Source organism: Stenotrophomonas sp. YJH_SMC_17, assembly GCF_059371655.1.
In genome coordinates this window covers 810,596-834,331 of record NZ_JCAFUU010000002.1, presented here as the reverse complement: position 1 = coordinate 834,331, position 23,736 = coordinate 810,596, and the positions used below count along the sequence as shown (strand labels likewise).

General features: G+C 63.5%; 27 protein-coding genes and 1 tRNA gene. 14 read left to right on the top strand and 14 right to left on the bottom strand.

From position 1 onward, the window contains the following. Positions 1 to 150: 150 nt before the first annotated feature. Both AC5P8Z_RS08875 and AC5P8Z_RS08870 read left to right on the top strand, forming a co-directional pair. Positions 151 to 2,904 (top strand): UvrD-helicase domain-containing protein, encoded by a 2,754-nt coding sequence (locus AC5P8Z_RS08875; RefSeq protein ID WP_495228812.1) that lies wholly within the window; start codon positions 151 to 153, stop codon positions 2,902 to 2,904. Between the two features lie 718 nt (positions 2,905 to 3,622). Next, positions 3,623 to 4,813, top strand: a complete 1,191-nt coding sequence (locus AC5P8Z_RS08870) for a tyrosine-type recombinase/integrase (protein WP_495228810.1) — start codon at positions 3,623 to 3,625, stop codon at positions 4,811 to 4,813. Positions 4,814 to 4,997: 184 nt separating this feature from the next. Here the strand turns inward: AC5P8Z_RS08870 and AC5P8Z_RS08865 are convergent, their stop codons facing one another. The 6 genes from AC5P8Z_RS08865 to AC5P8Z_RS08840 all read right to left on the bottom strand — a co-directional run bounded on the left by AC5P8Z_RS08865 (position 4,998) and on the right by AC5P8Z_RS08840 (position 9,320). After that, positions 4,998 to 5,492, bottom strand: coding sequence for a DUF6941 family protein (locus AC5P8Z_RS08865; protein ID WP_495228809.1), 495 nt, complete (start codon positions 5,490 to 5,492; stop codon positions 4,998 to 5,000). Next, complete coding sequence (locus AC5P8Z_RS08860) at positions 5,489 to 6,046, bottom strand: helix-turn-helix transcriptional regulator (protein WP_495228808.1); 558 nt, start codon at positions 6,044 to 6,046, stop codon at positions 5,489 to 5,491. The genes AC5P8Z_RS08865 and AC5P8Z_RS08860 overlap by 4 nt, the downstream gene beginning before the upstream one ends. Then, the gene (locus AC5P8Z_RS08855) at positions 5,985 to 6,410 is read right to left on the bottom strand and encodes a hypothetical protein (protein WP_495228806.1); all 426 of its coding nucleotides are present in this window, start codon (positions 6,408 to 6,410) and stop codon (positions 5,985 to 5,987) included. The genes AC5P8Z_RS08860 and AC5P8Z_RS08855 overlap by 62 nt, the downstream gene beginning before the upstream one ends. Before the next feature lie 430 nt (positions 6,411 to 6,840). Further along, entirely contained in the window at positions 6,841 to 7,284 is a 444-nt protein-coding gene (locus AC5P8Z_RS08850) for a RidA family protein (RefSeq protein ID WP_495228805.1), read from the bottom strand. 70 nt (positions 7,285 to 7,354) lie between these two features. After that, positions 7,355 to 7,858: a hypothetical protein gene (locus AC5P8Z_RS08845; RefSeq protein ID WP_495228804.1), complete on the bottom strand. Its 504-nt coding sequence runs from the start codon at positions 7,856 to 7,858 to the stop codon at positions 7,355 to 7,357. A gap of 1,018 nt (positions 7,859 to 8,876) precedes the next feature. Next, positions 8,877 to 9,320 carry a hypothetical protein gene (locus tag AC5P8Z_RS08840; RefSeq protein WP_495228803.1) on the bottom strand — a complete coding sequence of 148 codons (444 nt, stop codon included), beginning with the start codon at positions 9,318 to 9,320 and terminating at the stop codon, positions 8,877 to 8,879. A gap of 62 nt (positions 9,321 to 9,382) precedes the next feature. Here AC5P8Z_RS08840 and AC5P8Z_RS08835 point away from each other — a divergent pair, with 62 nt between their 5' ends. Then, complete coding sequence (locus AC5P8Z_RS08835; protein WP_495228802.1) at positions 9,383 to 9,703, top strand: hypothetical protein; 321 nt, start codon at positions 9,383 to 9,385, stop codon at positions 9,701 to 9,703. 457 nt (positions 9,704 to 10,160) lie between these two features. Here AC5P8Z_RS08835 and AC5P8Z_RS08830 read toward each other — a convergent pair whose 3' ends face one another. Continuing rightward, complete coding sequence (locus AC5P8Z_RS08830) at positions 10,161 to 11,021, bottom strand: hypothetical protein (protein ID WP_495228801.1); 861 nt, start codon at positions 11,019 to 11,021, stop codon at positions 10,161 to 10,163. 289 nt (positions 11,022 to 11,310) lie between these two features. Here AC5P8Z_RS08830 and AC5P8Z_RS08825 point away from each other — a divergent pair, with 289 nt between their 5' ends. The 3 genes from AC5P8Z_RS08825 to AC5P8Z_RS08815 are packed head-to-tail and all read left to right on the top strand — an operon-like array spanning position 11,311 to position 12,103. Next, the gene (locus AC5P8Z_RS08825; protein WP_495228799.1) at positions 11,311 to 11,598 is read left to right on the top strand and encodes a hypothetical protein; all 288 of its coding nucleotides are present in this window, start codon (positions 11,311 to 11,313) and stop codon (positions 11,596 to 11,598) included. Further along, a complete protein-coding gene (locus AC5P8Z_RS08820; protein WP_495228798.1) occupies positions 11,595 to 11,834 on the top strand; it encodes a hypothetical protein in 240 nt (79 codons plus the stop codon). The genes AC5P8Z_RS08825 and AC5P8Z_RS08820 overlap by 4 nt, the downstream gene beginning before the upstream one ends. Continuing rightward, complete coding sequence (locus AC5P8Z_RS08815) at positions 11,831 to 12,103, top strand: hypothetical protein (protein ID WP_495228797.1); 273 nt, start codon at positions 11,831 to 11,833, stop codon at positions 12,101 to 12,103. Before AC5P8Z_RS08820 ends, AC5P8Z_RS08815 begins: the two co-directional genes overlap by 4 nt. A 113-nt stretch (positions 12,104 to 12,216) precedes the next feature. On the opposite strand, the gene AC5P8Z_RS08810 is transcribed toward AC5P8Z_RS08815, so the two are convergent. Continuing rightward, positions 12,217 to 12,921, bottom strand: coding sequence for a hypothetical protein (locus AC5P8Z_RS08810; RefSeq protein WP_495228796.1), 705 nt, complete (start codon positions 12,919 to 12,921; stop codon positions 12,217 to 12,219). Between the two features lie 61 nt (positions 12,922 to 12,982). On the opposite strand from AC5P8Z_RS08810, the gene AC5P8Z_RS08805 reads away from it, so the two are divergent. Then, positions 12,983 to 13,189, top strand: a complete 207-nt coding sequence (locus AC5P8Z_RS08805; RefSeq protein ID WP_495228795.1) for a hypothetical protein — start codon at positions 12,983 to 12,985, stop codon at positions 13,187 to 13,189. A 5-nt stretch (positions 13,190 to 13,194) separates the two neighbouring features. On the opposite strand, the gene AC5P8Z_RS08800 is transcribed toward AC5P8Z_RS08805, so the two are convergent. Next, positions 13,195 to 13,677 (bottom strand): hypothetical protein, encoded by a 483-nt coding sequence (locus tag AC5P8Z_RS08800; RefSeq protein WP_180849089.1) that lies wholly within the window; start codon positions 13,675 to 13,677, stop codon positions 13,195 to 13,197. Positions 13,678 to 13,728: 51 nt separating this feature from the next. On the opposite strand from AC5P8Z_RS08800, the gene AC5P8Z_RS08795 reads away from it, so the two are divergent. Both AC5P8Z_RS08795 and AC5P8Z_RS08790 read left to right on the top strand, forming a co-directional pair. Continuing rightward, a complete protein-coding gene (locus AC5P8Z_RS08795) occupies positions 13,729 to 14,043 on the top strand; it encodes a hypothetical protein (protein ID WP_495228794.1) in 315 nt (104 codons plus the stop codon). Further along, positions 14,030 to 14,245 (top strand): helix-turn-helix transcriptional regulator, encoded by a 216-nt coding sequence (locus AC5P8Z_RS08790; protein WP_010480570.1) that lies wholly within the window; start codon positions 14,030 to 14,032, stop codon positions 14,243 to 14,245. The genes AC5P8Z_RS08795 and AC5P8Z_RS08790 overlap by 14 nt, the downstream gene beginning before the upstream one ends. A gap of 65 nt (positions 14,246 to 14,310) precedes the next feature. Here AC5P8Z_RS08790 and AC5P8Z_RS08785 read toward each other — a convergent pair. Further along, positions 14,311 to 14,400 (bottom strand) — tRNA-Ser (locus AC5P8Z_RS08785). A gap of 124 nt (positions 14,401 to 14,524) precedes the next feature. Between AC5P8Z_RS08785 and AC5P8Z_RS08780 the strand changes: the two genes are divergently transcribed. Next, a complete protein-coding gene (locus tag AC5P8Z_RS08780) occupies positions 14,525 to 15,598 on the top strand; it encodes a DUF4241 domain-containing protein (RefSeq protein WP_495228793.1) in 1,074 nt (357 codons plus the stop codon). Between the two features lie 54 nt (positions 15,599 to 15,652). On the opposite strand, the gene AC5P8Z_RS08775 is transcribed toward AC5P8Z_RS08780, so the two are convergent. Then, entirely contained in the window at positions 15,653 to 16,645 is a 993-nt protein-coding gene (locus tag AC5P8Z_RS08775) for a LysR family transcriptional regulator (RefSeq protein ID WP_049429058.1), read from the bottom strand. 127 nt (positions 16,646 to 16,772) lie between these two features. Here AC5P8Z_RS08775 and AC5P8Z_RS08770 point away from each other — a divergent pair, with 127 nt between their 5' ends. Together AC5P8Z_RS08770 and AC5P8Z_RS08765 are read left to right on the top strand one after the other, a co-directional pair. Next, complete coding sequence (locus AC5P8Z_RS08770) at positions 16,773 to 17,360, top strand: FMN-dependent NADH-azoreductase (protein WP_286068924.1); 588 nt, start codon at positions 16,773 to 16,775, stop codon at positions 17,358 to 17,360. Positions 17,361 to 17,566: 206 nt separating this feature from the next. Then, positions 17,567 to 17,923, top strand: a complete 357-nt coding sequence (locus AC5P8Z_RS08765) for an SH3 domain-containing protein (protein ID WP_286068926.1) — start codon at positions 17,567 to 17,569, stop codon at positions 17,921 to 17,923. Positions 17,924 to 18,278: 355 nt separating this feature from the next. On the opposite strand, the gene serS is transcribed toward AC5P8Z_RS08765, so the two are convergent. Then, positions 18,279 to 19,559, bottom strand: a complete 1,281-nt coding sequence (gene serS, locus AC5P8Z_RS08760) for a serine--tRNA ligase (protein ID WP_295568734.1) — start codon at positions 19,557 to 19,559, stop codon at positions 18,279 to 18,281. Between the two features lie 113 nt (positions 19,560 to 19,672). On the opposite strand from serS, the gene AC5P8Z_RS08755 reads away from it, so the two are divergent. Beyond that, a complete protein-coding gene (locus AC5P8Z_RS08755) occupies positions 19,673 to 20,311 on the top strand; it encodes an energy transducer TonB (RefSeq protein ID WP_295568733.1) in 639 nt (212 codons plus the stop codon). A gap of 119 nt (positions 20,312 to 20,430) precedes the next feature. Then, positions 20,431 to 21,003 (top strand): energy transducer TonB, encoded by a 573-nt coding sequence (locus AC5P8Z_RS08750; RefSeq protein WP_495228791.1) that lies wholly within the window; start codon positions 20,431 to 20,433, stop codon positions 21,001 to 21,003. A gap of 136 nt (positions 21,004 to 21,139) precedes the next feature. On the opposite strand, the gene aroA is transcribed toward AC5P8Z_RS08750, so the two are convergent. Both aroA and pheA read right to left on the bottom strand, forming a co-directional pair. Continuing rightward, on the bottom strand, positions 21,140 to 22,447 hold the full coding sequence (gene aroA, locus AC5P8Z_RS08745) for a 3-phosphoshikimate 1-carboxyvinyltransferase (RefSeq protein WP_495228790.1): 1,308 nt from the start codon (positions 22,445 to 22,447) through the stop codon (positions 21,140 to 21,142). Positions 22,448 to 22,523: 76 nt separating this feature from the next. Next, entirely contained in the window at positions 22,524 to 23,723 is a 1,200-nt protein-coding gene (gene pheA / locus AC5P8Z_RS08740) for a prephenate dehydratase (protein WP_495228789.1), read from the bottom strand. Positions 23,724 to 23,736: the final 13 nt, after the last annotated feature.

Here is a 23,736-nt window from a genome sequence, read left to right as displayed (position 1 = left end):
ACGGCCGTTGATGCAGCTCCCATGCTGTGGCGAATGGTGAACATGCCGTGCCCGCAGGCAAGGCCGCACGCATCGTCAGGGGCCCTTATCATGTGGGGCTGGGGGCGCTGTACGCCCCATTGACGCTTGCAGGGCAGTATCTGGATGTCTATGGAATGGCGCCCCTCGCGCTGGGGCCGACGTGTGACCCGCTCGCCTGATTGGCGACTGCGGCTTGATGGCGAACACGTCGAGCTGGTGGTTTCCGGCCAGCAGCATCGGCGGCGCATGGCGGATGATCCACAGGTACAGATCATTCCAGGGGTCTTCTGGTCACGGATCGCGCTGCAGCTCGGCAATACCGACGGGCTGTGCGTGGACGGGCTGCCCAACGGACAAGCATCGCGGCTTGCCGCAGCCCTGCAACAGGTACGCCTTGCCCACACCGGGCGTGGGCGCAAGGCCTTGTTTGACGAAGTACTGCAGCAGATCCAGTCCTGGTTGTGCGCAGCAGATGACCTCATCGACCGGGGCACTACGGGCCGCCGCTGGATCACCCACGAGCAGCAGCAGGCGCTGCTGGCCGAGCGCGCCGCCCTGCCCCTGCCGCCATCGGAGCTGGAGCGGCTGTTCCTCGATGAGGACGTGCGTGAAGATCTGCACGGGCACAGCCATCGTGCGGCGCTGGACGCGCTGCGCGACTGGAATCTGGACTGGCCCGCTGCCTGGGCCGCCGCCAATGAAGCGATGACCCTGCGGGAACTGGCGTTGGCCAGGAGTTTCCTGGATCGGGTCGAGAGCAAACCACTGACCGAGGAACAGGCCCGCGCGGTCATCTGCTTCGACAACCGGGTTCAGGTGGTGGCCGCAGCCGGTTCGGGCAAGACCTCCACCCTGGTCGCCAAGGCCGCTTATGCCATTGATCGGGGCTTTGTCGAACCCGAGCGCATCGTGATGCTCGCCTTCAACAAGGATGCCGCCAAGGAACTGGAGGCGCGTGCGCAGCAGTCATTCGAGCGACTTGGAATTGCCGGTGCCGCTGTGGAAGCGCAGACCTTCCACGCGCTGGGCCTGGCCATCATCGCCAAGGCCACGGGGCGCAAGCCCGCTATCCCGGAATGGGCCACTGACGCCACGCAGGGGTTCAACAAGCTGGTCGAACTGGTCGACGATCTGAAGGACCGCTCGACCCACTTCCGCACCCAATGGGACATGTTCCGCCTCGTGTTCGGTCGCGACCTCCCATCCTTCGGCACGGAAATGGAGGCTGACGGCTACGACCGCGATGGCAGGCCCTACATCCGCACACTGCAGGGCGAGCGGGTAAAGAGCCTGGAAGAGTGCGTGATCGCCAACTGGCTGTTCTACAACGGCGTGGCGTATGACTACGAGCGGCGCTACGAGTTCGATACCGCGACGGATACCCATCGCCAGTATCGCCCGGACTTCTACTATCCGGACGCCCGGCTCTGTCACGAGCACTTTGCGCTGGATGCCGATGGCCAGCCGCCGAAGCACTTTCCCAACTACAACGAAGGGATGCACTGGAAGCGGCCGCAGCATGCGGCACGCGGCACCGCAGTGGTCGAAACGACGTCGTTCGGCCTGCGCAGTGGACAGGCCCTGCAGGATCTGGCCGAGCGGCTGGGTGCGTCTGGTGTCGAACTCGACCCGAACCCGGATCGCGAGCTGCCTGACCAGGGTGCCAGGCCGATGCCCGATGCCGACCTGATCGGCTTGATGCGGACCTTCATTGCGCACGCCAAGAGCAACTGCCTGACGCTGGAAGATATGGCAGCGCGCCTGCGGCAGATGCCTGAGGATCAGTTCAAGGAACGCTACCGGCGCTTCCTGGAGATCGCCGGGCCGGTTTTCCAGGCCTGGGACGATGCACTGGCTGAAGAGCGCAGCATTGATTTCGAAGACATGCTCAACATGGCCGCCGGGCTGCTGGAACAGGGCCACTATGAATCACCCTACGAACTGGTGATGGCCGACGAATTCCAGGACGCTTCGCGCGCCCGCGCCCGGCTCTGCCGTGCCTTGGTCAGCCGCCCCGGCCGCTATCTGTTTGCGGTAGGCGATGACTGGCAGTCGATCAATCGCTTCGCCGGCGCCGACGTTTCGGTGATGACCGGATTCCGCGAATGGATGGGCCATGGCCAGGTGCTGAAACTCGAGCAGACGTTCCGCTGCCCTCAGGTGCTGTGTGATGTTTCCAGCCGCTTCATCAGCCGCAACCCCGCGCAGATCGTCAAGCAGGTTCGCTCCGCTGCACCGGCAATGGGCCCGGTGCTGCAGGCGTTCCAGATGAATCGGCGTGAGGAGGTGCAGGATGGCGTTCGCCAGTACCTCACCAAGCTGCATCAGCAATTGTTGTCCGGGGCGGTGCCACAAGGGCGCAATGGACGCGTGACGGTGTTCGTCCTGGGCCGCTACCGCGCCGATCACAGCGCGGTGCCCTCGGATTGGAAGACGGCATTCGGCCGCACGATGAACGTGGAGTTCCTCACGGCGCACCGGTCGAAGGGACGCGAGGCGGATTACGTGATCCTGCCGGGAATGGTCCACCGCGGCTTCCCGAGCCTGCGTGCGGATGATCCTGTGCTTTCCTTGGCGATGCCGGATGGGGATGCCTACCCATTGAGCGAAGAGCGGCGCCTGTTCTATGTCGCGCTCACGCGCGCGCGACGGTCGGTTGCAATGTTCACCCTGCAGGGGAAACGTTCGCCGTTCCTCGATGAACTGGTGGCGGAAGGGGCCGTGGAGGTGACCGCGATCTCAGGGGCGGTCATCCACGAAGAACGCTGCCCGGTGTGCAAGGTGGGCGTGTTCGTGGACAGGACCGGTCCGCATGGGGCGTTCAGATCGTGCTCCAGCTATCCGTTGTGCCATAACAAGCCGAAGGGTGGGCGGCGGGGATGAATGTATCCCGCTCCATCCACGCACGCCTGCCCACAACAGGATGTCGCCTCTACGCCATGGCGTTCCCGGAAAAGAAGAAGCCCCGGCTGGGCCGAGGCTTTGGTCTGGATACCAGCAGGCATCACAAGGACCCTGCAAGCGCCCCGGTGTCCTGTTACGGGATGATGCAGCCGTTGGTGCGCAGGCATTGCATGTAGTTCCGGAAACAGATGCTCGCATCTGTACCTGACGTCTCACATGCCACGTACTGAACCTCGCAGTAGGAGCACGGCCCGGGTGATTTCGCGGTCGCGCTGCTGATTCCAAAGGTCAACGCACAGGCCGCAAACGCAACAGCAAGCTTGAATCCAATCTTCATGCCATGACTCCGTTGGTCGCCCTCCTTGGGCGTCCGAAGCCTAGCGCGGGCATCCGGCACATTCAAATTGACCGGCACCTACCTCAAGGTTTGTTTACCAGAAGCGCTTACCGGCATCGAACCCTGCGGGGCTTCTTTCGCTCGATGTTCTCCGCCAGCCACATAAAAAAGCCGCCCAGTGGGCGGCTTCTTCATCTATCTGGCGGAGAGAGTGTCTGAATCTAGGGCGTTCCCTAGCTTCCGTGCGCCTTCGTGAAACCAGTCTCAGCCCTTGCGCCAGCTACGTTTCACCATCCGGTCTGGTTCGTACACCTTCGCGGAAAGCCGCGCTTGCTGGGCGGGTACATGGATGGGTAGGAAATGGGTTTGAAGATCAATCGCCTAACGGCGAGAGGGGTGGCTACGGTGACCAGGCCAGGCTATCACCCGGACGGTGGCGGTTTATACCTGCAGGTGACCGCTTCCGGCGCCAAGAGCTGGGTGTTTAGGTATCGATTTGAAGGGAAGCGCCCGGAAATGGGCTTGGGCCCGCTACACGTGATCGGCTTGGCCGAGGCGCGGGAGGCGGCAGGTGCCGCGAGGAAGATGGTACAGGCAGGTCAAGACCCACTTGCGGGTAGGCGAGCGGCGGCTGTCGCCACTGGCAGCATCCCAACATTCTGGGAGGCCGCCACGGAATACATCGCAGAGCGCGAAGCAGGGTGGACCAACCCGAAGCACGCGGGCCAGTGGACCAGCACACTAGAGACGTATGCAAAGCCGGTGCTGGGAGATCTGCGGGTGGATCGTATCGAGACCGAGCATGTCTTGGCCGTGCTGCGGCCAATCTGGACCACCAAAACGGAGACTGCCAGCCGGGTCCGGCAACGCTTGGAGGCCGTGCTTGATGCCATGACCGTGCAGAAGAAGCGCAGTGGGGAGAACCCAGCGCGATGGCGCGGGCACTTGGCCGTGATCTTGCCGAAACCCACTGCGGTGACCAAGGTGGAGAACTTCGCCGCGCTCCCTTATGCCGAGCTCCCTTCTTTCATGGCTGCCCTGCGGTCAAAGCACGGGGAAGCTGCGCGCGCCCTCGAGTTCACGATCCTCACAGCGGCACGAACGGGAATGACGTTAGGAGCTACGCTAGGTGAGGTCGATCTTGCCGCCGGCACGTGGACCGTACCGGGTAGCCGGATGAAGGCCAAGGTAGAGCACACGGTTCCGCTTTCTACGCCTGCGCTGGCGCTCGCGCGGCCACGCATTAACCGTGACCTCCTCTTCCCCAATGACCTCAGCAATGAGCCCCTCAGCGAGAACGCGATGCTCGCTCTGCTGAAACGTATGGGCTATGGCCACATCACGGTTCATGGGTTCAGATCGACTTTCAAAGATTGGTCAAGCGAGACCACCGACTTTCCCGACGACCTATCCGAAGCTGCGCTGGCACACAAAATACGCGACAAGGCCAAGGCTGCGTACAAGAGAGAAAAAATGTTGGAAAAGCGACGAAAGATGATGGCGGAGTGGGCCAAATACTGTGGCTACGCTGAAGTAATGCACTCCGGCTAAGCGCGTCATTTCCACGGCCATGCCTTCATCCAGGCTATGCGGGCATGCCTCTGCCGGGCCTGGATCGCATGAGTGGGGGAGATTCCTACGCCCCCCATAAGACCTCAGTCCCGCTTCCGTTCGGCCGCCCCTGAACGTCGATGCCGCCACTTAAATTCAAGCGGCTTCTCTAACAAAATCAAAGCTAATCGCCCTTCTTACGCTGCCGCGGAACGGAAACTCTCTCAGAGGCCCCGCTCTTAACGGTCTGAATGGTCTTTACGGTATCAACTTTGAGACTAAGCCCTTGAACTGACTCACCGTTGACTATCGCGCGAACCTTGAGAGATGTGGCACTCTCGATCTGGACGGGAGACATTACAAAATTCACCGCAACGACGCGGTGAACGTCCTCCCCCCGAGGAGTACCGGATGCAATTTCTTTAAGCTGGCTCAACGCACCAGCCGGCATTTCAGCGGAGGCAATCTCATCCTGGCCGCGCAATACAGTGACGCGAACACTATTATAATCTTGCGCACCTTGACTGATAATTTTAACCGCGACACACAATTTGGATAGGGTAACCGGAAACTCTGGCACAATCATTTCTGGACCATAGCATCCGATTAACGAGGTCTTGCCTCCAATCTCTTCGCGGATATCATCACAGAAATAGCCGCTCAGCGTCCTAATGCTCACTTGGAATGTTCCTTTTCAAATGCCTGATCGATTGCATTCATATCTATCCCGAACACCGAAGCAAGTTTTCTCATGGTGTTTCGGGTAGGATCCGCACGGCCACATTCCAGCCGTGCGACGTGAGGTTGGCTGGTCTCAAGCTTTTCAGCAAGCTCCACCTGTGACAGTCCGTGCTTTAAACGAAGCCCTTTTAGACTCAATCCGCCCGATGCATTAGGCTTTACCCTGTGAGCGAAGCGACTTCTTGCTGACTTAATTTGTTCGGAGAAGCCATTGGCCTCCATCTTGCGAACGAAGTCTGAGATTTTTGAAGTCTTCGGGGCGCAAGGCTCCTCGTGAAACTTAGAGGCAATAAAGGCAACATTTGTGCCTGCAACAGAACCCGGCATTCCAACGGCACTGGAGGGATATACGACCTGAGGAATCAGCGCAACATGCCCCGCCCTATCGCCACGAACATCAAGATTTGCTGAAATGGTAAGCGGCGTTACATTAGGCGATCTCGTCGTAGCTTGCCAAGATTCGTTTAACATTTGGATGGCGCGGATTGTCATAATCGATTGCCGAGCGAAGTAATACTGCCAGGACCATGTAGGTGCGTTTTTTGGGCAGGAAGGCGTATATAACCCTATATCTAAGCCCGTCCGACTCAAGATCCAGGTTCTTCAGTCGCCACAGATTTCTTCCGACATACCACTGTTTAAGCCACCGCGAAATGCTGAGCTTCTGGGGCCAGTCTGGGTTATGAGGATCTTCAAAGTTGTGTTGAGAGAGTCTGTCCAACAGATCTTGGTCGTCCCCGACTTCTTCAAGGACGACCGCAAGATCTGCCATTGTCTGCGCATCGACATGCCCGATAGCGATCAGGTCGGCTTCGGCATCCTCATGGATGTGAAGATAGTACCTTATACCGCCCACGGTATAAATTCCATGTGTAGGCGTTCAGGATGACTTTGCTTAACCGGGCGCACGCCCTTCCCCTTAGATCCGTCTCCTTGGATAGGCTGAACATAGCAGAACCGCTCAATCGAGGCTACGACCACCTCGCACGCACCCTCAACCCAAGCGTTCATTGGATCATCTTTCCGCTATAGGCTTGGGTCTTGGACGACGTGGTGCCAGTACTTCCCTGCCCGTGGCCTGCTCCTGAACAGCCGGAAAGCGTTTACTGATCAGTAGCCACAGCGGAGCTGCGACCGCCCCGCCCTGGCCCGCGCCTTCATGGGATCCCTCCCCTAGGCTGGGTTTTTCTTCGGCGGTCGGCGCACCCAGCGGCCAGCCCTGCGTCCGCTGCCTACGGCGCGGACTTGGCGGATGGCGCGCACACCCGCCCCACCCGCTCGTGTCTTCAGTTCTGCACTTCTGCCCGGAAGGCAATCTCGATCAGCTGTTCGGGGAAGGCCAACGCCGAGACCCCAATCAGATTGCTCGCCACTTGCGGCACCGGCTGGCCGTAAACGGCCGGCCGGACCTTGCCACTTGCGGCGAAAGCTGCCGGCACGTCGATGACGAACAGCGTTTCCTCAACCACGTCCGCAAGCGACCCACCCAGCTCCGCCAGCAGCACCAGGGCGTTCTCGTAGGTGCGCCTCATCTGGGCTTCCATGGTGTCGAAGTTGGCGGGCTTGCCGTCAGACCCCAGCTCCGCCGGCGCGACCAGCTCCCCATGCGGCGTGTGCGAGAGCTGGCCGGACACGAAGATCGTGTTGTTGACGCGAACGGCCTGTACGTACCCGTAGGCCGACTCCCACGGCACTCCGAAGCTGGCGGTCTTCCGATTGGTAGCGCTCATCATTGCTCTCTCTGGTGAAAGGGCAAGTGTGGCAAGCAGTTTGCGTCTACCGCCTCCCCTGAACGGGGGATCAGATTCGAGCGCGGGAAAGCTGCTCTCTACCTGCCCTGAGCCACGCCTTCATGGGATCCCTCGCCCTGCGCTTGATCTCCTTCGGCGGTCGGCGCGGCTCCAGCGCTTCCTTGATCCGCTGCAGCTCCTTCGTCCCAGCCTCGGCTAGGCGCCGGGCCTGTTGCTGCTGCTCACAGGTCGGCGGCAGGCCGGGCAGCGGCGGCGGCAACTGAATCGGAGTGCTGTCGGTCAGCCGGGCAACGGCCTCACGCAGCGGCAGCTCGGGATACAGCCTGGCGGCGCACCAGCGCTCGGCGTAGCGCTTCGCCTGTCGGACGTTGGCGGCGCGCACTTCCTTCACCTGCCACATCTTCTGGCCTTCCATCCATAGCCGGACCCCGGGACGGCCATCAGGCGTGACGCTGGCCGTCTCGCGGCCGTTGTACCAGAGCGCCCAGCGCTCACCCGTCTGGACCCAGCCAGATGGGATCGGGGCGGTGCGGAAGCCGTGGGAGTACTGCATGGCCGGAAGGATACGACCGGCCGTCGCAGATCCTGCGAAGCAGGCGAGCACATGGCTGAATTGCTCACATTTGGACTTGTGTCACACCCCTCGCCTCGGTGGGGCTTTACCTACACCGAACCGGCCAGTTTTCCGATTGCACCCCAGGCGCACTGTTGCCACCTTGCGCGAGCAGTGCAGCACTACCCTACTCATGGAGAGATGGAAGTGAAATCGAAGCGCAACGACCGCAAAACTGCCCGCTCAGCCCTCCGCCCACTGCTGCTGGGCGCGTCCCTTTGCCTGATGTCAGCCGGCCTCGCCCAAAATGCCTTCGCAGGCCAGTGGGTCCAAACTGGCAGGGTGCTACTGTTAGATTCGGAAGGTATAGCACCTTACATCGTGTCTTGGACCAACACCTGCCAAGGCGGAGTGGAAGGACCCTCGGGCTTCTACACCTACGGGGACTGGGGTCCAGAGGGACTGGGCTCGTGCCCTTCCGACGCAAACACAGGCTGGGCAGCAAATTACGCCGGGAGCGTTGGCTACTGCAGACCGGAGCCCGAACATCTTGGCGGAGGGTACTCCTGCACAGAGTACTCGCACACGTTTGGTGGTCAAACATACTCGGGAGCTATACCAGCAACATGCAGCACGCCCGGAGCCTATGCAATCAGCTACATGCGACGCGCAGAGCTTGTGTATTCCGGCAACGGAAACATGCCCAATGACTACTACGACCGAGTGAACGAGGTGTCAGCCGAGTTCTACTGCCAGCAGTAGGCCGACCTAGGACACCTGACCGTCTCAGAAACAGTCCCCGCGCAAGCGGGGACACTTGCTTATGGCGCCCCCACCCCGTCAATTTCATATTGCCCCAAGGTCCTTGATGACGGTTTGGCCCTGCTGAAGGAAGCCGATCAGCAAGCGGCCGCCGGCAACCTGCCGGCCCATATGCTCGTTGAGGTAGTTCGCCTGAAGCCTTGCCGCAGCCAAGACGTCCTCCGACGCAAAACTGTCCGGGCGGCCTCGTAGTGGTTCACCTGGCGAGGCCAAGCCCCCCATCGAGCTGCTGCACGACGGCGAGAGTCGCGCTGTCGTTCTTGGCGTAGGCGGTTGCCACCATCCGCCCGCTTTTCGGCGACCAGCCGCCAAGCACAATCTCTGTGCCCAAGCTCTGCTTCGGAAGGCCTGCGTCGACCGCAGCGCGCTCATAGCTCGGCCAGAGCTTGTCGATCACAAGCCCCAGCTCCTTTGTCAGCTGCTCCATTGTGAAGTCTGCCCGGAAGCTTGCCTGCAGGGCAAGCTCGTAGATGCGCAGGAAGAACTGAGTGGACCCGCGTGCCGCCAACACCACGTTGTGCTGCGGGATCAGGAGAACCTTCGCGCCGGACGAATGGGCTCCGGTTCGGGCGTCCTCAGCAAGGGTATCGACCGCGACAAGAAGCTGGTCAGGACGCAGCAGAACATTGAGGATGCTCATAGCGGGCTCTTCTGGGCTTCCGCAGAATATCGCCTTCCCCGTCCCTGCCTGTCGAGACCATCATGACGACCGAAATCACGGAAATCCTTGATCGCCTCCAGACCTGCGAGGCCGGACTTGAGATGCACCGCGGCTACCTCAAGGCGATGGAGTACGCATTGCGAATCTGCGTACTGACACACCCAGCACCCAACGACCTCTCTAACGCTTGGCATCGGCTTCTGCCAAGCATTGCGGCCAAACACAGGCTGGACAGCATCGATCTCTTCGCTGCGGCCTTCGAGCAATCACTGACGGTTCTGACTGAACAAATCGGCGACGCTCACGCCCGATCGTCACTCCTCTGGTGCGGACACGGCGCTGCTCACCCGCCCCCGGGTTGAGCGGCCATCGGCCCCGGGTCCGGCAGGCCTAACATGCCCCTTGCGCCGGCCATGCGCCATCGGGCAACCGCGCGCGACAGGATCAGGGGTCCCTACCCCGCCAGCCGGTGCTCGTAGAACGGGTGCCGCTTGTCGACAAATATCTGGTACAGCGCGGCCAGACCTGCCATACGCGCCGCGAGGTAAAAAGGGCAGGGCTGCACAGCTGTCAGCCCCGCCCGCCCCCTCAATTCATGCGACTCGAAAGCCAGTTCTTCAAGCCCCGCCAGCCAAAAGGCGCGCTAAGAACCGCTACTGCACCAAAGGCTAAGAGAGCGTCTAGCATCCACGGCTTCAACCGTGGCGGCCCATCTGAGATGTGCGGAAGCACAGTGCCAAAGAGAACCACCCCGAGCACTGAGGTCGCAAAGACAATAGTGGATCCCAGTCCAGGTGTAACGCGCATCTCAGGGCCTCATTAGTCCTTGTTGCACATCACTTTAACTTCAGTTAACCGGATCGTGCTAGTGCAAGTGATCGTGCGGCTACCCGAACCAGTGACCGGAACGCCAATGTTGATGAGCGCATTAACGAAGCTCCCCATATCAGTCGCATTGCCTCCCGGGAACTCGAAGCGGTGAGTCACCCCTCCGCGTCCCTCACTCAGCTGGGTCACACTTAGAGGAACGGTGTTACCAAACCGGTCCTTATACAATAGCGTGTTGGGCTCCCAGCGGCGATTGGTCATGTTGTAGTTATAGGAAGCCCCAGACCCATCAGCGTACTTAATTTCTTGCGGTGCCCACACATTGATGCCAAGAGAGTATGCGCCTGATGCGAGATATATGTAGGTCTCAAATCGACGCTCTAGATACTGACTGACGGCATCCCTTCGCTGTGGGTTCTGGATATCGTCGTAGACGTTAGTGGGAAAGCCAGGCTCACTCAGAGTAATCACCGACTGAGCAACGATCCTCTTAAACTGCAGATAGTCGATCGCCGGCTGCTCGACGGGGAGTTCATCAACGATGATGAAGGGCTCACACTCCATTGCCCCCGGCTCCATCTTGTCACAACGAATGCCGCCCTCGCGATCCCGCATGACGCTGAACTTGCGGGCCATGTTTCCCGAGGGATTCAACACATAGATGATCCTGTGCGACGGCATGCTCATCCCGTGTGCAAAGGACTCAGCGACGCCCTCCATCTGCTGCCAACTGCAACCATTGCAATCACGCGTCGTGACCTGTTGTGCGTATGCCTCAGATGATCCTCCGAGCCAGGCCATCGCTGTCAGCGTAGCCGCACCAATCCATTTAAACACCGCACTTCCTTCCACGTATTCTGTTCCTTTAGAACAAGTAGGGGCAGCAAACATACGTTAATTTTCACAAATGTGAAATAGACTCCATGTTTGTCACTCACACCTTGCTTGCTCTAGCACGGCAAGCATCTCTTCGGGGCTACGCTGCAAGTCATAGTCGCAGTTGCGCGTGTCATCCTCTGGATCAATGGAGGCCCCACAATGTACGTAGCACACACCAACAGATCCAAGCGGCCAACCGGCTCACGAAGTAGACCATCGCGGCTCGATCTATGTTCAAGTGCTCGTAGCAACTTCGCCGGCAATGGCTGCAGGAGCGGCCTTCTACGTTCCTTCACCGCTGAGAGGGATTGCCCTGGCCGCGATCACCACCACCAGCCGTGGCGCAGCCAGCGCCGAAACCCGGGCTCACGCCGGAACCATCGTCGTCAAGGTCGGTGGCACCGCGCTGCTCAGCCTGACATCGGCCGAGGCCCGCGAGCTGGCCGAGCACCTGGCCGTTTGCGCCGACGCTATCGACGAAGGCGCGACCGAAACCGCCACCATCGCCCGCTCCAAGCCGCTGGCGCTCCAGCAGGCGGCTGCAGCATGAGCGCCGCCATCCTCTACTTCCCCACCCGCCGCGTCCGCGCCAAGGCCGTAGCCGACGCCGTGCGACACGCCGCGCTGCGGCTCGGATACCACCCGCACAACGCCGATGCAGCAGCCGCCATCGCCCGCAAGGACTTCCTCAGCGGCCGATACAGCGCCGCGCGCGCCGTCAGCGAAATGGTCGACCAGCTCGGCGCCGCCATGCGCCAAATGCGCGTCAAAGGCGGTGCTGCATGAGCGCCCCGTCCAAGATCGCGGCCATCCGCCACGCGGTGAGCGCGCTCCACGGAGCCGCTGACGACGGCGCAGACACCCGCCGCTACGCGGATGCGCTTCAGGAAGCGGCCGAGGCCATTGATGCGCTGATTGCCGCCGATGACGACTACGACCAAGCGCGCGATCGCTGGCTCAACTCGCCAAGTGATCACGAATCGTTCGAGGCAGCACGCGAAGCCTGGGCACGTCGTGCTACCGCCCTCGCCCGCGTCAAAAGCGGTGCCGCATGACCGACCACGACTTCTTCGCCGCCATGGCCGTCGGCATCCCGCCCATCACTCCGCCCGTCACCCCGGCGCCCTTGCCGGCTGACTCCAACAGCGAACTCGGATCAAGTTTTTGCCTAGCCCCGCTCGCCAATTCCTTCGAGTGCCGCGTTGGATTCAAGCCACAGGCTGTTCGCCAATTCGCGCGCGGCAACAACGAGCCGCAAACGATTCGAGATGGAGGTTCGAAGGTATTCCTCCCATTCTTCTTGACCATCTTCCCTTTCATGCGGACTTACCTCATCTGCGTGAATAGCGAAAGACGTGGTCAAGGATTTACATGCGCCCAAAAGCCTAGCGAGTCGCATCCCAGTGGCCGGCGGAATTGCGTGGAGACGAGGAAGCACCTTCTCCAATATCTCCCACGACAGCTCCCGGGCTCTGTCGTTTACTTGCCTTCTGAAGTCACGGCTCCTCACAAAGAGGTCTTCGACATCGTCCCCTCTAAGCATCCCGGCCAGCCCAGCCAGCGTGGGACCCATGACTTTCAGCTCTGCGCTGCAATACGCAAGAACAACCTTCCCTTCGCGTTCACGGTCATCGGCTGCCTCTTTTCGGCCTTCGCGGATATAGCGCTCTTGCGCTTCCTTAGCAGTGCCTGCCAACAGGTTTGCCTGACGTCCAAGCCAGAAGACCGATCCAGCCGACACAGCCGTAACCAGTACGGACAACCACGACAGGACAGCGGCAAATACCGCAACAACAACTGTCCAGGCATCCCAGTCAATTACACATGTCGCCCCCAGCGACCAGCACTGATTGAAGCCAAGCCACCAATCCATTTCCTGATCCCCCTGTGGACTCGCCGGCATTCTGCCATGCCGTGGCGCACGGAGAGCTGCCATGGCTGACCAGCAGCTCACGGCTGCACAGGCCAAGCACACAGCGCGCGTGCTGCTGACCGAATGCCGGGCACGCCGACACGGCCTCGGCTTCTGGTTCGCCTTCAACGCTGCACAGCGCGCGCGCATGCGCGCGACCGCTCCCGCACCACTGCCTGCATCGCCACGCGCACCGGCGCTGCCGGCCCAACTGGACCTATTCCCATGACCGCTCTATCGCTTCCGCTCCGCCTCAAGCTCCCCCAGCACGGCCGCCAGGCCGCGATTGCTGGCAATAGCTCGATCATGCCGGGTCTCTCCGGGCTTTCCCGCGTTGAGCCATTCCTTCGCTCGCGTCCGAAGCACCAGGTTTGCCGCTTCCAGAACTACATGGTGGCGAGCATTCCTCTGCCCAATCGCGAGCCGCGGGCCGAACACAGTCAGCAGCGTCGCGCCCGGCTCCAGAAGCTGTTGCGCCGCATCGCCCTCCAGGTGCTCACCGTGGTGAACCTGCCTGGCCAGTGCCTCCAACAGATCGGCCAGCGATCGGTCAGCGCCAGGAGCCATGGCGGCTCGGATCTGCTGCCGCTGCCAATGCGTCGTCGGCCTCTTGGCCAATACCAAGTCCTGAACGTCAGCGCTCTGTCGAAGAGCGCCCGCCTCGGCCTTGGCGCGGAGCCACAACTCCGCATGCGTCGAATTCGCATATTGACTCATGCACCCCAGTGTAGCGCCAGCCATTCCCCGCATTTGCATCGGAGCTGACACATGACCCAGGAACATATCAGCCACCCGGAAGGGTTGCCGAACTGCGCCGCCGGCCACCGCGCGCGCCACATCCACGACAAGCGCTGCGCCTCCGCCGGCGGTGGCCACCTGGTCGAGTGCCCCTGCAGGTCGACCAGCAAGCATGCCGACCCCGACAAGGCCATCGCAGCATGGCGCAGACTGAATCGCCCGGCGCGCAGCGCGCGTCCCGCATCGGTCGATATGCCGATCGACAACGTACTGCAGTTCCAGCTTGGCCTGACCGAACGCACGCCAAAGGCTCGCCGCATCGGAGGTCATCATGGGCGCGGCTGAAAGGCTCGAAGAACTGCTATCGCTCGATCGCGTGCGCCAGATGACCGGCATGGGGACCACCTTCATCTACGGAGAGATCAAGGCCGGTCGCTTCCCTCGCTCTATCCGCATCGGTCGCCGCGCACTCTGGATACAATCCGAGGTGCAAGGCTGGGTTCGGCAGCAGATCGCGCAGAATCGACCTTTGCAGGTGGATGGGTAAGCGGGCGGGTAGCAAGGGCTGTAGAAACGAAAAAGCCCCTATTTCTAGGAGCTTTTTGCAAAGACTGGCGGAGAGAGTGGGATTCGAACCCACGGAAGGTTTAACCCTTCGCCGGTTTTCAAGACCGGTGCCTTAAACCGCTCGGCCATCTCTCCAATCGGGTCCCGGTCGCCCGGGCAGCGGCGTATTCTCGCACGTGAAGGCCATTTGCCCAAGACCACCCTTGCCCCCGTCCCTCGCATCCGGCACGGTGGGGGCTCGACTGCATCCGGAGCCCCCATGGCCCACCTCGACCTGGCCAACCTGCGCACCACCCTGCTGGACGACACCCAGCTGGCCGCAGTGGCCCTGCACCGCACCTTCGCCGGCCACCTGCCGGTCAGCAGCGGGCATCTGGTGGTCTGCGATCCGCTGGTCCAGGCCGAGGCACCGGCGCTGGCCGACTACACCGCCCCGCTAGGCAGCCATCCGGTGGAGATCATCGTGCACAGCGGACGCCCGGCGCTGGCCGTGGTCTGGTTCAAGCCGCGCCAGGCACTCACCGCGTCCGCACTGCACTGGCAGATGGCGCGCTGGACCACGCAGGACCTGACCGGCCTGGATGAGGACAGCTTCATCGGCTATCCGGTCGACGCCGGCATCGGCTGTTTCATGGACACCGATACCCAGCAGGCACTGCTGGCCCTGATCGAACAGGCCGATGGTGACGAAGACAATGCGTGGCCGGATGCCCTGATCGACCACGACGGCCTCGACGAAGGCGCCGAGTACCACCCTTGGGGCGAGGACTCGCCGCACGCCCTGGTCGTATTCACCAGCGGCTGGGGCGACGGTGTGTATCCGAGCTACTGGGCACTGGATACCTCCGGCATTCCGGTAGCACTGGTCACCGATTTCCTGTGCATCCAGGGCGGTGACGGGCGCGACGAGCGCGAGATCGCCGACCAGGTCTATCGCGACAGTCTTCCACCCGAAGAAGCTGAAGCGCTGGCACGACTGGTGGCGGCCGTGGAGCGGGACGACGCCGATGCGCTGCGCGACCTGCTGAAGGATGCGCCACAGCGTGCCAACCAGATCGAGCCTGGATGCGGAGGCACCGCCGTGTTCGAGGCGATCCGGCTGGACCGCCCAGAAGCGTTACGCGTGCTGCTGCAGGGCGGCGCCTTGCCGGCGATGCCGGAGCGCCTGCACATGAGCAAGGTGACCAGCTACCTGGACTATGCGCGCTTCCTGAAGAAGCCGCGCAGCGCGGCGCTGATGGCGGTGCTGGAGGCACCGGTCATTGCTACCCAGCCAGCGCCGCAGGCAGCCCCGCGACGCAGCTTCTGGGACAGATTGTTCGGGCGGAAGTGATCGCCGCCGGATACAGCAACGCCGGGCATGGCCCGGCGCTACCGTTGATGTCCCTCAGCCGGCGTCCACCGCCAACGCGCCCAGCGCACTGGCCTTGATGCGCTCTTTGGCCTTCTCGCAGGCTCCATCGCAATGCAGGCGCGAGGCCTCCAGCTGCGGCGGCAGGTGCTCGGCCAGGAAATCGATGAACACGCGCACCGCCGGCAACAGGCCACGGCGCGAGGCGAACACGGCATGGCACACGCCCTGCGGCAGCGACCAGTCCGGCAGCACCACTTCCAGCTCGCCATTGCGTACGGCATCGGCGCACACGGTTTCCGGCAGCATGGTGATGCCGAAACCGTCCTTGACCATGCTCTGCAGCAGCGGGAAGTCGAAGCCGGCCACACGCGGCTGCAGGTCGACGCGGCGCACTTCGCCTTCCGGCCCGTGCAGCTCCCAGCGCTGGCGCGCTTCGTCTTCGCTGATGCTGAGGGTGACGTGCTGGGTCAGCTCTTCCGGATCCTTGGGACGGCCGGCCCGGTCCAGGTACTTCGGGCTCGCCACCAGCAGTTCCTGCACCTGGCCGAAGCTGCGCATCACCAGGCTGCCGTCGTCGTCCAGGCGCGAACGCACGCGCAGGGCCACGTCGTAGCCTTCATTGATGATGTCTACGCGGCGGTTGCTGATGTTCAGCTGCAGCCGCACCTTAGGGTACTGCTCGAGGAACTTGGGCAGCAGCTTGGGCAGCTGCATCTGCGCCAGCGAGACCGGCACACTGGCACGCACCACGCCGCGCGGTTCCGCACTGAGGCGGTCCACCACTTCGCGTGCAGCCTGTGCCTCGGCCAGCATCGTCTGCGCGTGGCGGTGCACGCTGGTGCCGACGTCGGTGACCGCGAAACGGCGCGTGGAGCGCTGCAGCAGGCGCACGCCCAGGTCGGTCTCCAGCTGGCTGATACGGCGGCTCAGGCGCGACTTGGGAATGCCCAGCGCACGCTCGGCGGCGGCAAATCCGCCGTGGTCGACCACCATCGCGAAGTAGTACAGATCATTCAGGTCATGCATGCCCGAGTTCCATATCTAGAACAATACGTGGCATTCAAACACCTTTATCCCGCCTTTGCAACAACCTATCGTTCTCTCCGTCGGCGGGGGCTACCCGCCCCTCCCTCCCAGAACATAGGTGACTGCCATGAAGCTTCTGCATCTCGACGCCAGCGTGCTTGGCGAGAACTCCGTCTCCCGCCACCTGACCGCCGCCGTGGTGGCCCGGTTCAAGCAGCAGATCGAAGGCCTGCAGGTCGATTATCGCGATCTTGACGCCAATCCGGTACCGCATCTGCGCAGCAGCTCGCTGGCCAAGGCGGATGCGGCGGAGACCGCCGATGCTGAACAGGTGCTCGAGCAGTTCCTTGCCGCGGACATCGTGGTGATCGGCGCGCCGATGTACAACTTCAGCGTTCCGTCCACGCTGAAGGCCTGGATCGACCGCGTCGCCGTGGCCGGTCGCACCTTCAAGTACACCGAGAACGGCCCGGTCGGCCTGGCCGGCGGCAAGCGGGTGATCGTGGTCAGCAGCCGCGGTGGCATCTACACCGATTCGCCGGCTGACTTCCAGGAGCCCTTCCTGCGCCAGACGTTCGCGTTCTGGGGCATCAACGACATCGAGTTCGTGCGTGCCGAAGGCATCGCCTACTCGCCGCAGCACCGTGAAGACGCCATTGCCGGCGCGCTGGCGGCACTGCCGTCGCACGAAGCGGCAGACGCCGTCGCGGCATAAGCGTTCCAGCGTTCGGCGCCGTTCTCTCCTCGTCGAGGCGCTGAACGCGGGCCGGGATCCCCTCCCCCATCCCGGCCCATCCTGGCGGCCCCGCTCTGCGGGGCCGTTTTTTTGTGGACCGATTCCCGCCCGCCGGGCATGGCCCGGTGCTACCGGATCGGGAGGGCAGCGCCGGGTCATGCCCGGCGGGAACGGTACAGTGGGTCATGAACTACATCGTGACGACTGCGCACCGCAGCGAATTTCCGCACCCGATCACCCTGCGTCGTGGCCAAGCGCTGGTGGTGGGCGAACGCTATGAAGGCCCGGAGGGCTGGGAGGACTGGTTCCTGTGCGAGGCCGAGGGGCAGCAGCCCGGATTCGTGCCGGCACCGGTGATCGGTCGCGATGCGCAGGGTGACGCGTTTGCCACGGAGGATTACTGCGCGCGGGAACTGGATGTGGACCCGGGGCAGAGGCTGCGTGGGCTGCGCACGCTCAACGGTTGGGCGTGGTGCGTGCCGGAGACCGGCGAACCGGGATGGGTACCCCTGGAGAAGCTGCGGGCAGCAGAAACCCAGTAGCGCCGAGCCCATGCTCGGCGGCGGCGCCGAGCGCCGACAATCAATGCGGCCGGCGATGCGCAGGAGCGGCCGAGCATAGGCTCGGCTCTACATGGATCTATAGCGCCTGAGCCTATGCTCGGGCGGCGGCGCGGAGCCCCGACAATCAATGCGGCCGGCGATGGGCAGGAGCAGCCGAGCATAGGCTCGGCTCTACATGGATCTGTAGCGCCCGAGCCTATGCTCGGGCGGCGGCGCCGAGCGCCGACAATCAATGCGGCCGGCGATGGGCAGGCGCAGCCGAGCATAGGCTCGGCTCTACATGGATCTGTAGCGCCCGAGCCTATGCTCGGGCGGGGGCGCAACGCGCCGGCTGTCAGGCGATGGTTTCCAGCCCACCCATGTACGGGCGCAGTGCTTCCGGCACGGTGATGCTGCCGTCCGCGTTCTGGTAGTTCTCCATCACCGCGATCATCGCGCGACCGACCGCCACGCCCGAGCCGTTCAGGGTGTGCACCAGCTCCGGCTTGCCGGTGGCCGGGTTGCGCCAGCGCGCCTGCATGCGGCGGGCCTGGAAATCACCACAGTTCGAGCACGAGGAGATCTCACGATAGGTCTCCTGCGACGGCAGCCAGACTTCCAGATCGTAGGTCTTGATGGCCGAGAAGCCCATGTCGCCGGTGCACAGCAGCACCTTGCGGTACGGCAGGCCCAGCTTTTCCAGCACCACTTCGGCACAGCGGGTCATGCGCTGGTGCTCGGCATCGCTGTCTTCCGGGCGACTGATCGACACCAGCTCGACCTTCTCGAACTGGTGCTGGCGGATCATGCCGCGCACGTCGCGGCCGCCGCTGCCGGCCTCGGCGCGGAAGCACATCGAGTGGGCAGTCATGCGCAGCGGCAGGCGCTCGGCGTCGACGATCTCGTCGCGCACGATGTTGGTCAGCGGCACTTCCGAGGTCGGGATCAGGTAACGCGTGGAGTCGCCCACGGCGGTCTTGAACAGGTCGTCCTCGAACTTCGGCAGCTGGCTGGTGCCGCGCAGCGAATCGGCGTTGACCAGCAGCGGCACGTTGGTTTCCTCGTAGCCGTGCTCGCCGGTGTGCAGGTCCACCATGAACTGGGCCAGCGAACGGTGCAGGCGCGCGATCGGGCCGCGCAGCACGGTGAAGCGCGAGCCGGACAGCTTGGCCGCGGTCTCGCCGTCCAGCCAGCCGTTGCGGGCGCCCAGTTCGACGTGGTCGAGCACCTTGAAATCGAACTGGCGCGGAGTACCCCAGCGCGCCTGCTCGACGTTGTCGTTCTCGTCGGCACCGGCCGGCACGTCATCGGCTGGCAGGTTCGGAATGCCCATCGAGATCGCTTCGATCTTCTCGCGCAGTTCGTCCAGCGCCACTTCCGAAGCCTTCAACTCGTCGGCGAAGGCAGCAACCTCGGCCATGATGGCCGAAACGTCCTCGCCCTTGGCCTTGGCCTGGCCGATGGCCTTGGAACGGCTGTTGCGCAGGCTCTGCAGCTCCTGGGTCCGCACCTGGATGCGCTTGCGATCAGCCTCCAGGGACTCCAGGGCAGACACGTCGAGCTCGAAGCCGCGGCTGGTGCGCAGGCGTTCGGCGAGGTCGGCGGGCTGGTGGCGGAGCAGGGCTGGATCAAGCATGGCAGGTGTCGTGGTGGGTATCAGGGATGGGATTATCGCTTGTTATACGGATTTCTGCCGCCCGGTTCATTCCCGCCGTGGCAGAATCGAACCATTCCGTACTGGTCCGGTCCATGTCTGCACCCCGCTCGTCGTCCGCCAAGTCGTTCACTGTGCATATCCCGCGCAACGCCCTGAAGATCGCCGGTATCGCCTTCGGGGTGGGCGTCCTGCTGTTCGTGCTGGTCTGGCTGACCGGTCGCGACAAGGAATTCTTCCGCGCCGATCCTGCCGCGCAGACGCCGCAGGAAACCGCCCAGATCGAGCCCCTTCCGGAACCATTGGCCGCTGCGGCCGGTTCCAGCGACATGCCCGATGCAAAGCCAGCGCCGGTCGAGGAAGAAGCGCCGAAGCTGGTCGAAACCGCCCCGCCGCCCCCCGCCCCCATCGCCGAGCCGGCCCCGGCCACCCCGGGCGCTGCGCCGGCCACGACCGGCAACAGCCAGCCGATGCCGATCGCCGGCCAGTCGCCACCGCCGTCGTACCCCGCCGCCGCCCTACGCGCCGGCGAAACCGGCACCGTGGTGGTACGCGTGGACGTGGACGCTACCGGCTATCCCAACAACGCCAAGGTGATCCAGCGCAGCGGTTCACGCGAGCTCGACCGTGCCGCCACCGATGCCGTGCGCCGTTGGCGCTTCACCCCGGCTCAGAACAATGGCCAGGCCGTCCCCGGCAGCATTGAAGTGCCGTTCGACTTCAAGACCCAGTAACTGAACGCTTCCCGGCAGGCAAACTGAACCCTGCCGGTGGCGTTGACGCAACGCTGACACTTCTCGTCCGTGGCTCGCGCAACACTTCCCACGTCGTCCATTGACGGAAGGAGTTAGCGATGGCTGCCACCACCCACGAAGACCTTCATTCGCCGCAGCTGCAGCAGGGTTCCAGCCTGCAGCACAAACCCACGTCACCCTGGATGTGGATCGCGCTGATCGTGGCGATGTTTGCTGCCGCCCTGCTCTGGCTGCGTCATTCAGACCAGGAAGACGTGGCACCGGCCCCTGTCGGCGAACGCATGTTGCCAGCCCCCGAGCAGGCCGTGGTGAAAGATGCAGCAGCCCCTGGAGCGCGCCAGACAGCCCCGGCGACTGTTTCGCGGAAGGCCGCACCGGTTGTGCGCAATCGCGAGGCCCGCCCGCTGGCCAGCAATCGCATGCCCACCTATCCCGCCGCCGCCCTGCGGAGTGGCGTGCAGGGCAGCGTGATCGCCAGCCTGAATGTAGATACCCAGGGCAATGTCGCCAATGCTGCGATCGTTTCGCGCAGCGGCGAGCGCAGTCGTGATCTGGATCGCGCGGTGCTGAACACGGTGCAGAACTGGAAGTTCCAGCCGGCGATGCACGAGGGCCGTGCCGTCGCAAGCGTGGTGCGGGTCCCGGTGGATTTCCGCACCGAGCAGCGTTGATCGCGGACGAGGGGTTCGTGATGTTTAGACGGAGGCTTCGGCCTCCGTCCTTTTATGCGGAAAAGCGCGCCAACCAGGGTTGGCACCTGCCGTGCAATGCGATCCGCCGGGCGTGGCCCGGCGGTTGCGGTGCCGGTCAGGTCAGGTTGAACCCGGCGCTACGCGCCAGGCCGTCGAAATCCGGGAAGGACGTGGCGACGTTGGCGATGTCGTTGATGCGCACTTCGCCGTCACTGATCTGGCCGGCGATGGCGAACGCCATGGCAATGCGGTGGTCACCGTGGCTTTCGATGGTGCCGTTGCCCAGGCGCACGCCGCCGTGCAGGGTGGCGCCGTCTTCAGTTTCATCCACCTGCATGCCCAGCGCGCGCAGGCCGGTGGCCATCGCAGCAAGGCGGTCGGATTCCTTCACCCGCAGTTCGGCGGCGCCGCTGACCACGGTCTGGCCTTCTGCGGCGGCGGCGGCCACGAACAGCGCCGGGAACTCATCGATCATGTCCGGCACCAGGGCTTCCGGAATGCGCACGCCCTTCAGAGGAGCGTAGCGCACCACCAGATCCGCCACCGGCTCACCGCCCTGCTCGGCCGGGTTCTCCTCGGTGATGTCCGCGCCCATCAGGCGCAGCGCGTGCAGCAGGCCAGTGCGGCGCGGGTTCAGGCCGACCTGCTTCAGGCGCAGCTCGGAACCGGGAACGATGCTGGCCGCCACCAGATAGAACGCGGCAGACGAGAAGTCGGCCGGCACCACGATATCCGTGGCGCGGAGGCGCTGGCCGCCACGCAGGCGGGCCTTGCCCGGCGAGAATTCGATGTCCACGCCGAACGCGGACAACATGCGCTCGGTGTAGTCGCGGGTCGGGTGCGGTTCCAGCACGCTGGTTTCGCCCTGTGCGTACAGGCCCGCCAGCAGCACTGCGGACTTGATCTGTGCGCTGGCCACCGGCGAGGCGAAATCGATGCCGTGCAGCGACTGGCCGCCATGCACGTGCAGCGGCGGCGTGCCGTCGTCCTGGGTGTCGATCTTCGCCCCCATCTGCGCCAGCGGGCCGGTGACGCGGCGCATCGGGCGGCCCGACAACGACTCGTCGCCGATCAGCGTGCAGTCGAATGCCTGGCCTGCAAGCAGGCCGGCGAGCAGGCGCATGCCGGTACCGGCGTTGCCGCAATCCAGCGGTGCGCTGGGTGCCTGCAGGCCGTCGATGCCGACGCCATGCACGATGCGCTGCGACGGGCTGGGCGTTTCGATGCGGACGCCGAGCTGGCTGAAGATGCGCGCGGTGGCGCGGGTGTCTTCGCCTTCCAGGAAGCCTTCGATATGCGAGGTGCCATCGGCCAGCGCGGCGAACATCACCGAGCGGTGCGAGACCGACTTGTCGCCGGGAATGGTCAGGCTGCCCTGCAGCGGCTGGCCCTTGCGGGCAATCCAGTGTTGCGCGTTGCTCATCGTTCGATCATTCCGTAAACACCGGCAGCGCCGGCGATGCATCAGGGAGCGGCGGCTGTTGCCGCCGAAGCAGCAGTCAGGGCACGGCCACCGGGTAGGAGCCGAGCACCTTGATCTGCGCAGAGTGCGCTTCCAGTTCGGCCAGGGCAGCCTGCATCGGCGCGTCGTCGATGTGGCCAGCCAGGTCGATGAAGAAGCCGTATTCCCACTTGCCGTGGTGCGAGGGGCGCGACTCGATGCGGTTCATGCTGATGCCGTGGCGGGCGAACGGGCTGAGCACGTCGAACAGCGCACCGGGCTTGTCATGGATGAACACCAGCACCGAGGTGCGGTCATGGCCCGAGGTCGGGAAGATGTTGCGGCCCACCACCAGGAAACGGGTGGTGTTGTCGGCATCATTCTGGATCGGCTTGGTAACGACCTTCTTCAGGCCGTACACATGGCCGGCGCTCTCGCCACCGATGGCCGCCGCGTCGTCGGCATTGCGGGCACGGCGCGCGCCTTCGGCGTTGCTCGACACCGGAATCTTCTCGGCCTTCGGCAGGTTGGCACGCAGCCATGCCGAGGTCTGCATGAACGACTGCGGGTGCGCGTAGATGCGCTCGATATCCTCGATGCGGCCGCTGCGCGACATCAGGTACTGCTGCACGCGCAGTTCCACTTCACCGCAGATCTTCAGGTTGGAGGTCAGGAACATGTCCAGGGTGATCTGGATGGTCCCCTGCCCGGAATTCTCCACCGGCACCACGCCGAAATCGGCATTGCCCGCTTCCACTTCCTGGAACACTTCCTCGATGCTGGCCATCGGCAGGCCCAGTGCCGAGCGGCCGAAGTGCTTGAGCACGGCCTGCTGGCTGAAGGTGCCTTCCGGGCCGAGGTAACCGATCTTCAGCGGCTCCTGCTGGGCCAGGCAGGCCGACATGATCTCGCGGTAGACGTGCACCAGCAGCTCGTCGCTGAGCGGGCCCTCATTGCGATCGACCACCATGCGCAGCACCTGTGCTTCGCGCTCGGGGCGGTAGTAGTCGACAGCAGCGGCCAGCTTGCCCTTGGCCTTGCCGACCTGGTGTGCGAAACGCGCGCGCTCGGCGATCAGGTTCTGGATGTCACGGTCGATCTGGTCGATCTTCGAGCGCACATCGGCCAGCGCCAGCGGCGCCAGGGTGGGCGCCGGGTTCGACGCGGCCTTGGCCTTGCCCTTCGCCTTGGTGGGCGCGCTGTCCCTGGCTGGTTCGGCCTTCTTCGGCGCCTTCTTGCTGGATTTGCTGCTTGCCATCGGAATTCCCTGT

Excerpts from the sequence above, each read along its gene's own strand:
- AC5P8Z_RS08845 (WP_495228804.1), bottom strand. The coding sequence starts at position 7,858 with ATGCAGTACTCCCACGGCTTCCGCACCGCCCCGATCCCATCTGGCTGG.
- serS (WP_295568734.1), bottom strand. The coding sequence starts at position 19,559 with ATGCTTGATCCAGCCCTGCTCCGCCACCAGCCCGCCGACCTCGCCGAA.
- AC5P8Z_RS08795 (WP_495228794.1), top strand. The coding sequence starts at position 13,729 with ATGACCCAGGAACATATCAGCCACCCGGAAGGGTTGCCGAACTGCGCC.
- AC5P8Z_RS08790 (WP_010480570.1), top strand. The coding sequence starts at position 14,030 with ATGGGCGCGGCTGAAAGGCTCGAAGAACTGCTATCGCTCGATCGCGTG.
- AC5P8Z_RS08765 (WP_286068926.1), top strand. The coding sequence starts at position 17,567 with ATGAACTACATCGTGACGACTGCGCACCGCAGCGAATTTCCGCACCCG.
- pheA (WP_495228789.1), bottom strand. The coding sequence starts at position 23,723 with ATGGCAAGCAGCAAATCCAGCAAGAAGGCGCCGAAGAAGGCCGAACCA.
- AC5P8Z_RS08860 (WP_495228808.1), bottom strand. The coding sequence starts at position 6,046 with ATGACAATCCGCGCCATCCAAATGTTAAACGAATCTTGGCAAGCTACG.
- AC5P8Z_RS08755 (WP_295568733.1), top strand. The coding sequence starts at position 19,673 with ATGTCTGCACCCCGCTCGTCGTCCGCCAAGTCGTTCACTGTGCATATC.
- AC5P8Z_RS08800 (WP_180849089.1), bottom strand. The coding sequence starts at position 13,677 with ATGAGTCAATATGCGAATTCGACGCATGCGGAGTTGTGGCTCCGCGCC.
- AC5P8Z_RS08815 (WP_495228797.1), top strand. The coding sequence starts at position 11,831 with ATGAGCGCCCCGTCCAAGATCGCGGCCATCCGCCACGCGGTGAGCGCG.
- AC5P8Z_RS08835 (WP_495228802.1), top strand. The coding sequence starts at position 9,383 with ATGACGACCGAAATCACGGAAATCCTTGATCGCCTCCAGACCTGCGAG.
- AC5P8Z_RS08810 (WP_495228796.1), bottom strand. The coding sequence starts at position 12,921 with ATGGATTGGTGGCTTGGCTTCAATCAGTGCTGGTCGCTGGGGGCGACA.
- AC5P8Z_RS08870 (WP_495228810.1), top strand. The coding sequence starts at position 3,623 with ATGGGTTTGAAGATCAATCGCCTAACGGCGAGAGGGGTGGCTACGGTG.
- AC5P8Z_RS08875 (WP_495228812.1), top strand. The coding sequence starts at position 151 with ATGGAATGGCGCCCCTCGCGCTGGGGCCGACGTGTGACCCGCTCGCCT.
- AC5P8Z_RS08770 (WP_286068924.1), top strand. The coding sequence starts at position 16,773 with ATGAAGCTTCTGCATCTCGACGCCAGCGTGCTTGGCGAGAACTCCGTC.
- AC5P8Z_RS08850 (WP_495228805.1), bottom strand. The coding sequence starts at position 7,284 with ATGAGCGCTACCAATCGGAAGACCGCCAGCTTCGGAGTGCCGTGGGAG.
- AC5P8Z_RS08820 (WP_495228798.1), top strand. The coding sequence starts at position 11,595 with ATGAGCGCCGCCATCCTCTACTTCCCCACCCGCCGCGTCCGCGCCAAG.
- AC5P8Z_RS08775 (WP_049429058.1), bottom strand. The coding sequence starts at position 16,645 with ATGCATGACCTGAATGATCTGTACTACTTCGCGATGGTGGTCGACCAC.
- AC5P8Z_RS08825 (WP_495228799.1), top strand. The coding sequence starts at position 11,311 with ATGGCTGCAGGAGCGGCCTTCTACGTTCCTTCACCGCTGAGAGGGATT.
- aroA (WP_495228790.1), bottom strand. The coding sequence starts at position 22,447 with ATGAGCAACGCGCAACACTGGATTGCCCGCAAGGGCCAGCCGCTGCAG.
- AC5P8Z_RS08840 (WP_495228803.1), bottom strand. The coding sequence starts at position 9,320 with ATGAGCATCCTCAATGTTCTGCTGCGTCCTGACCAGCTTCTTGTCGCG.
- AC5P8Z_RS08805 (WP_495228795.1), top strand. The coding sequence starts at position 12,983 with ATGGCTGACCAGCAGCTCACGGCTGCACAGGCCAAGCACACAGCGCGC.
- AC5P8Z_RS08780 (WP_495228793.1), top strand. The coding sequence starts at position 14,525 with ATGGCCCACCTCGACCTGGCCAACCTGCGCACCACCCTGCTGGACGAC.
- AC5P8Z_RS08750 (WP_495228791.1), top strand. The coding sequence starts at position 20,431 with ATGGCTGCCACCACCCACGAAGACCTTCATTCGCCGCAGCTGCAGCAG.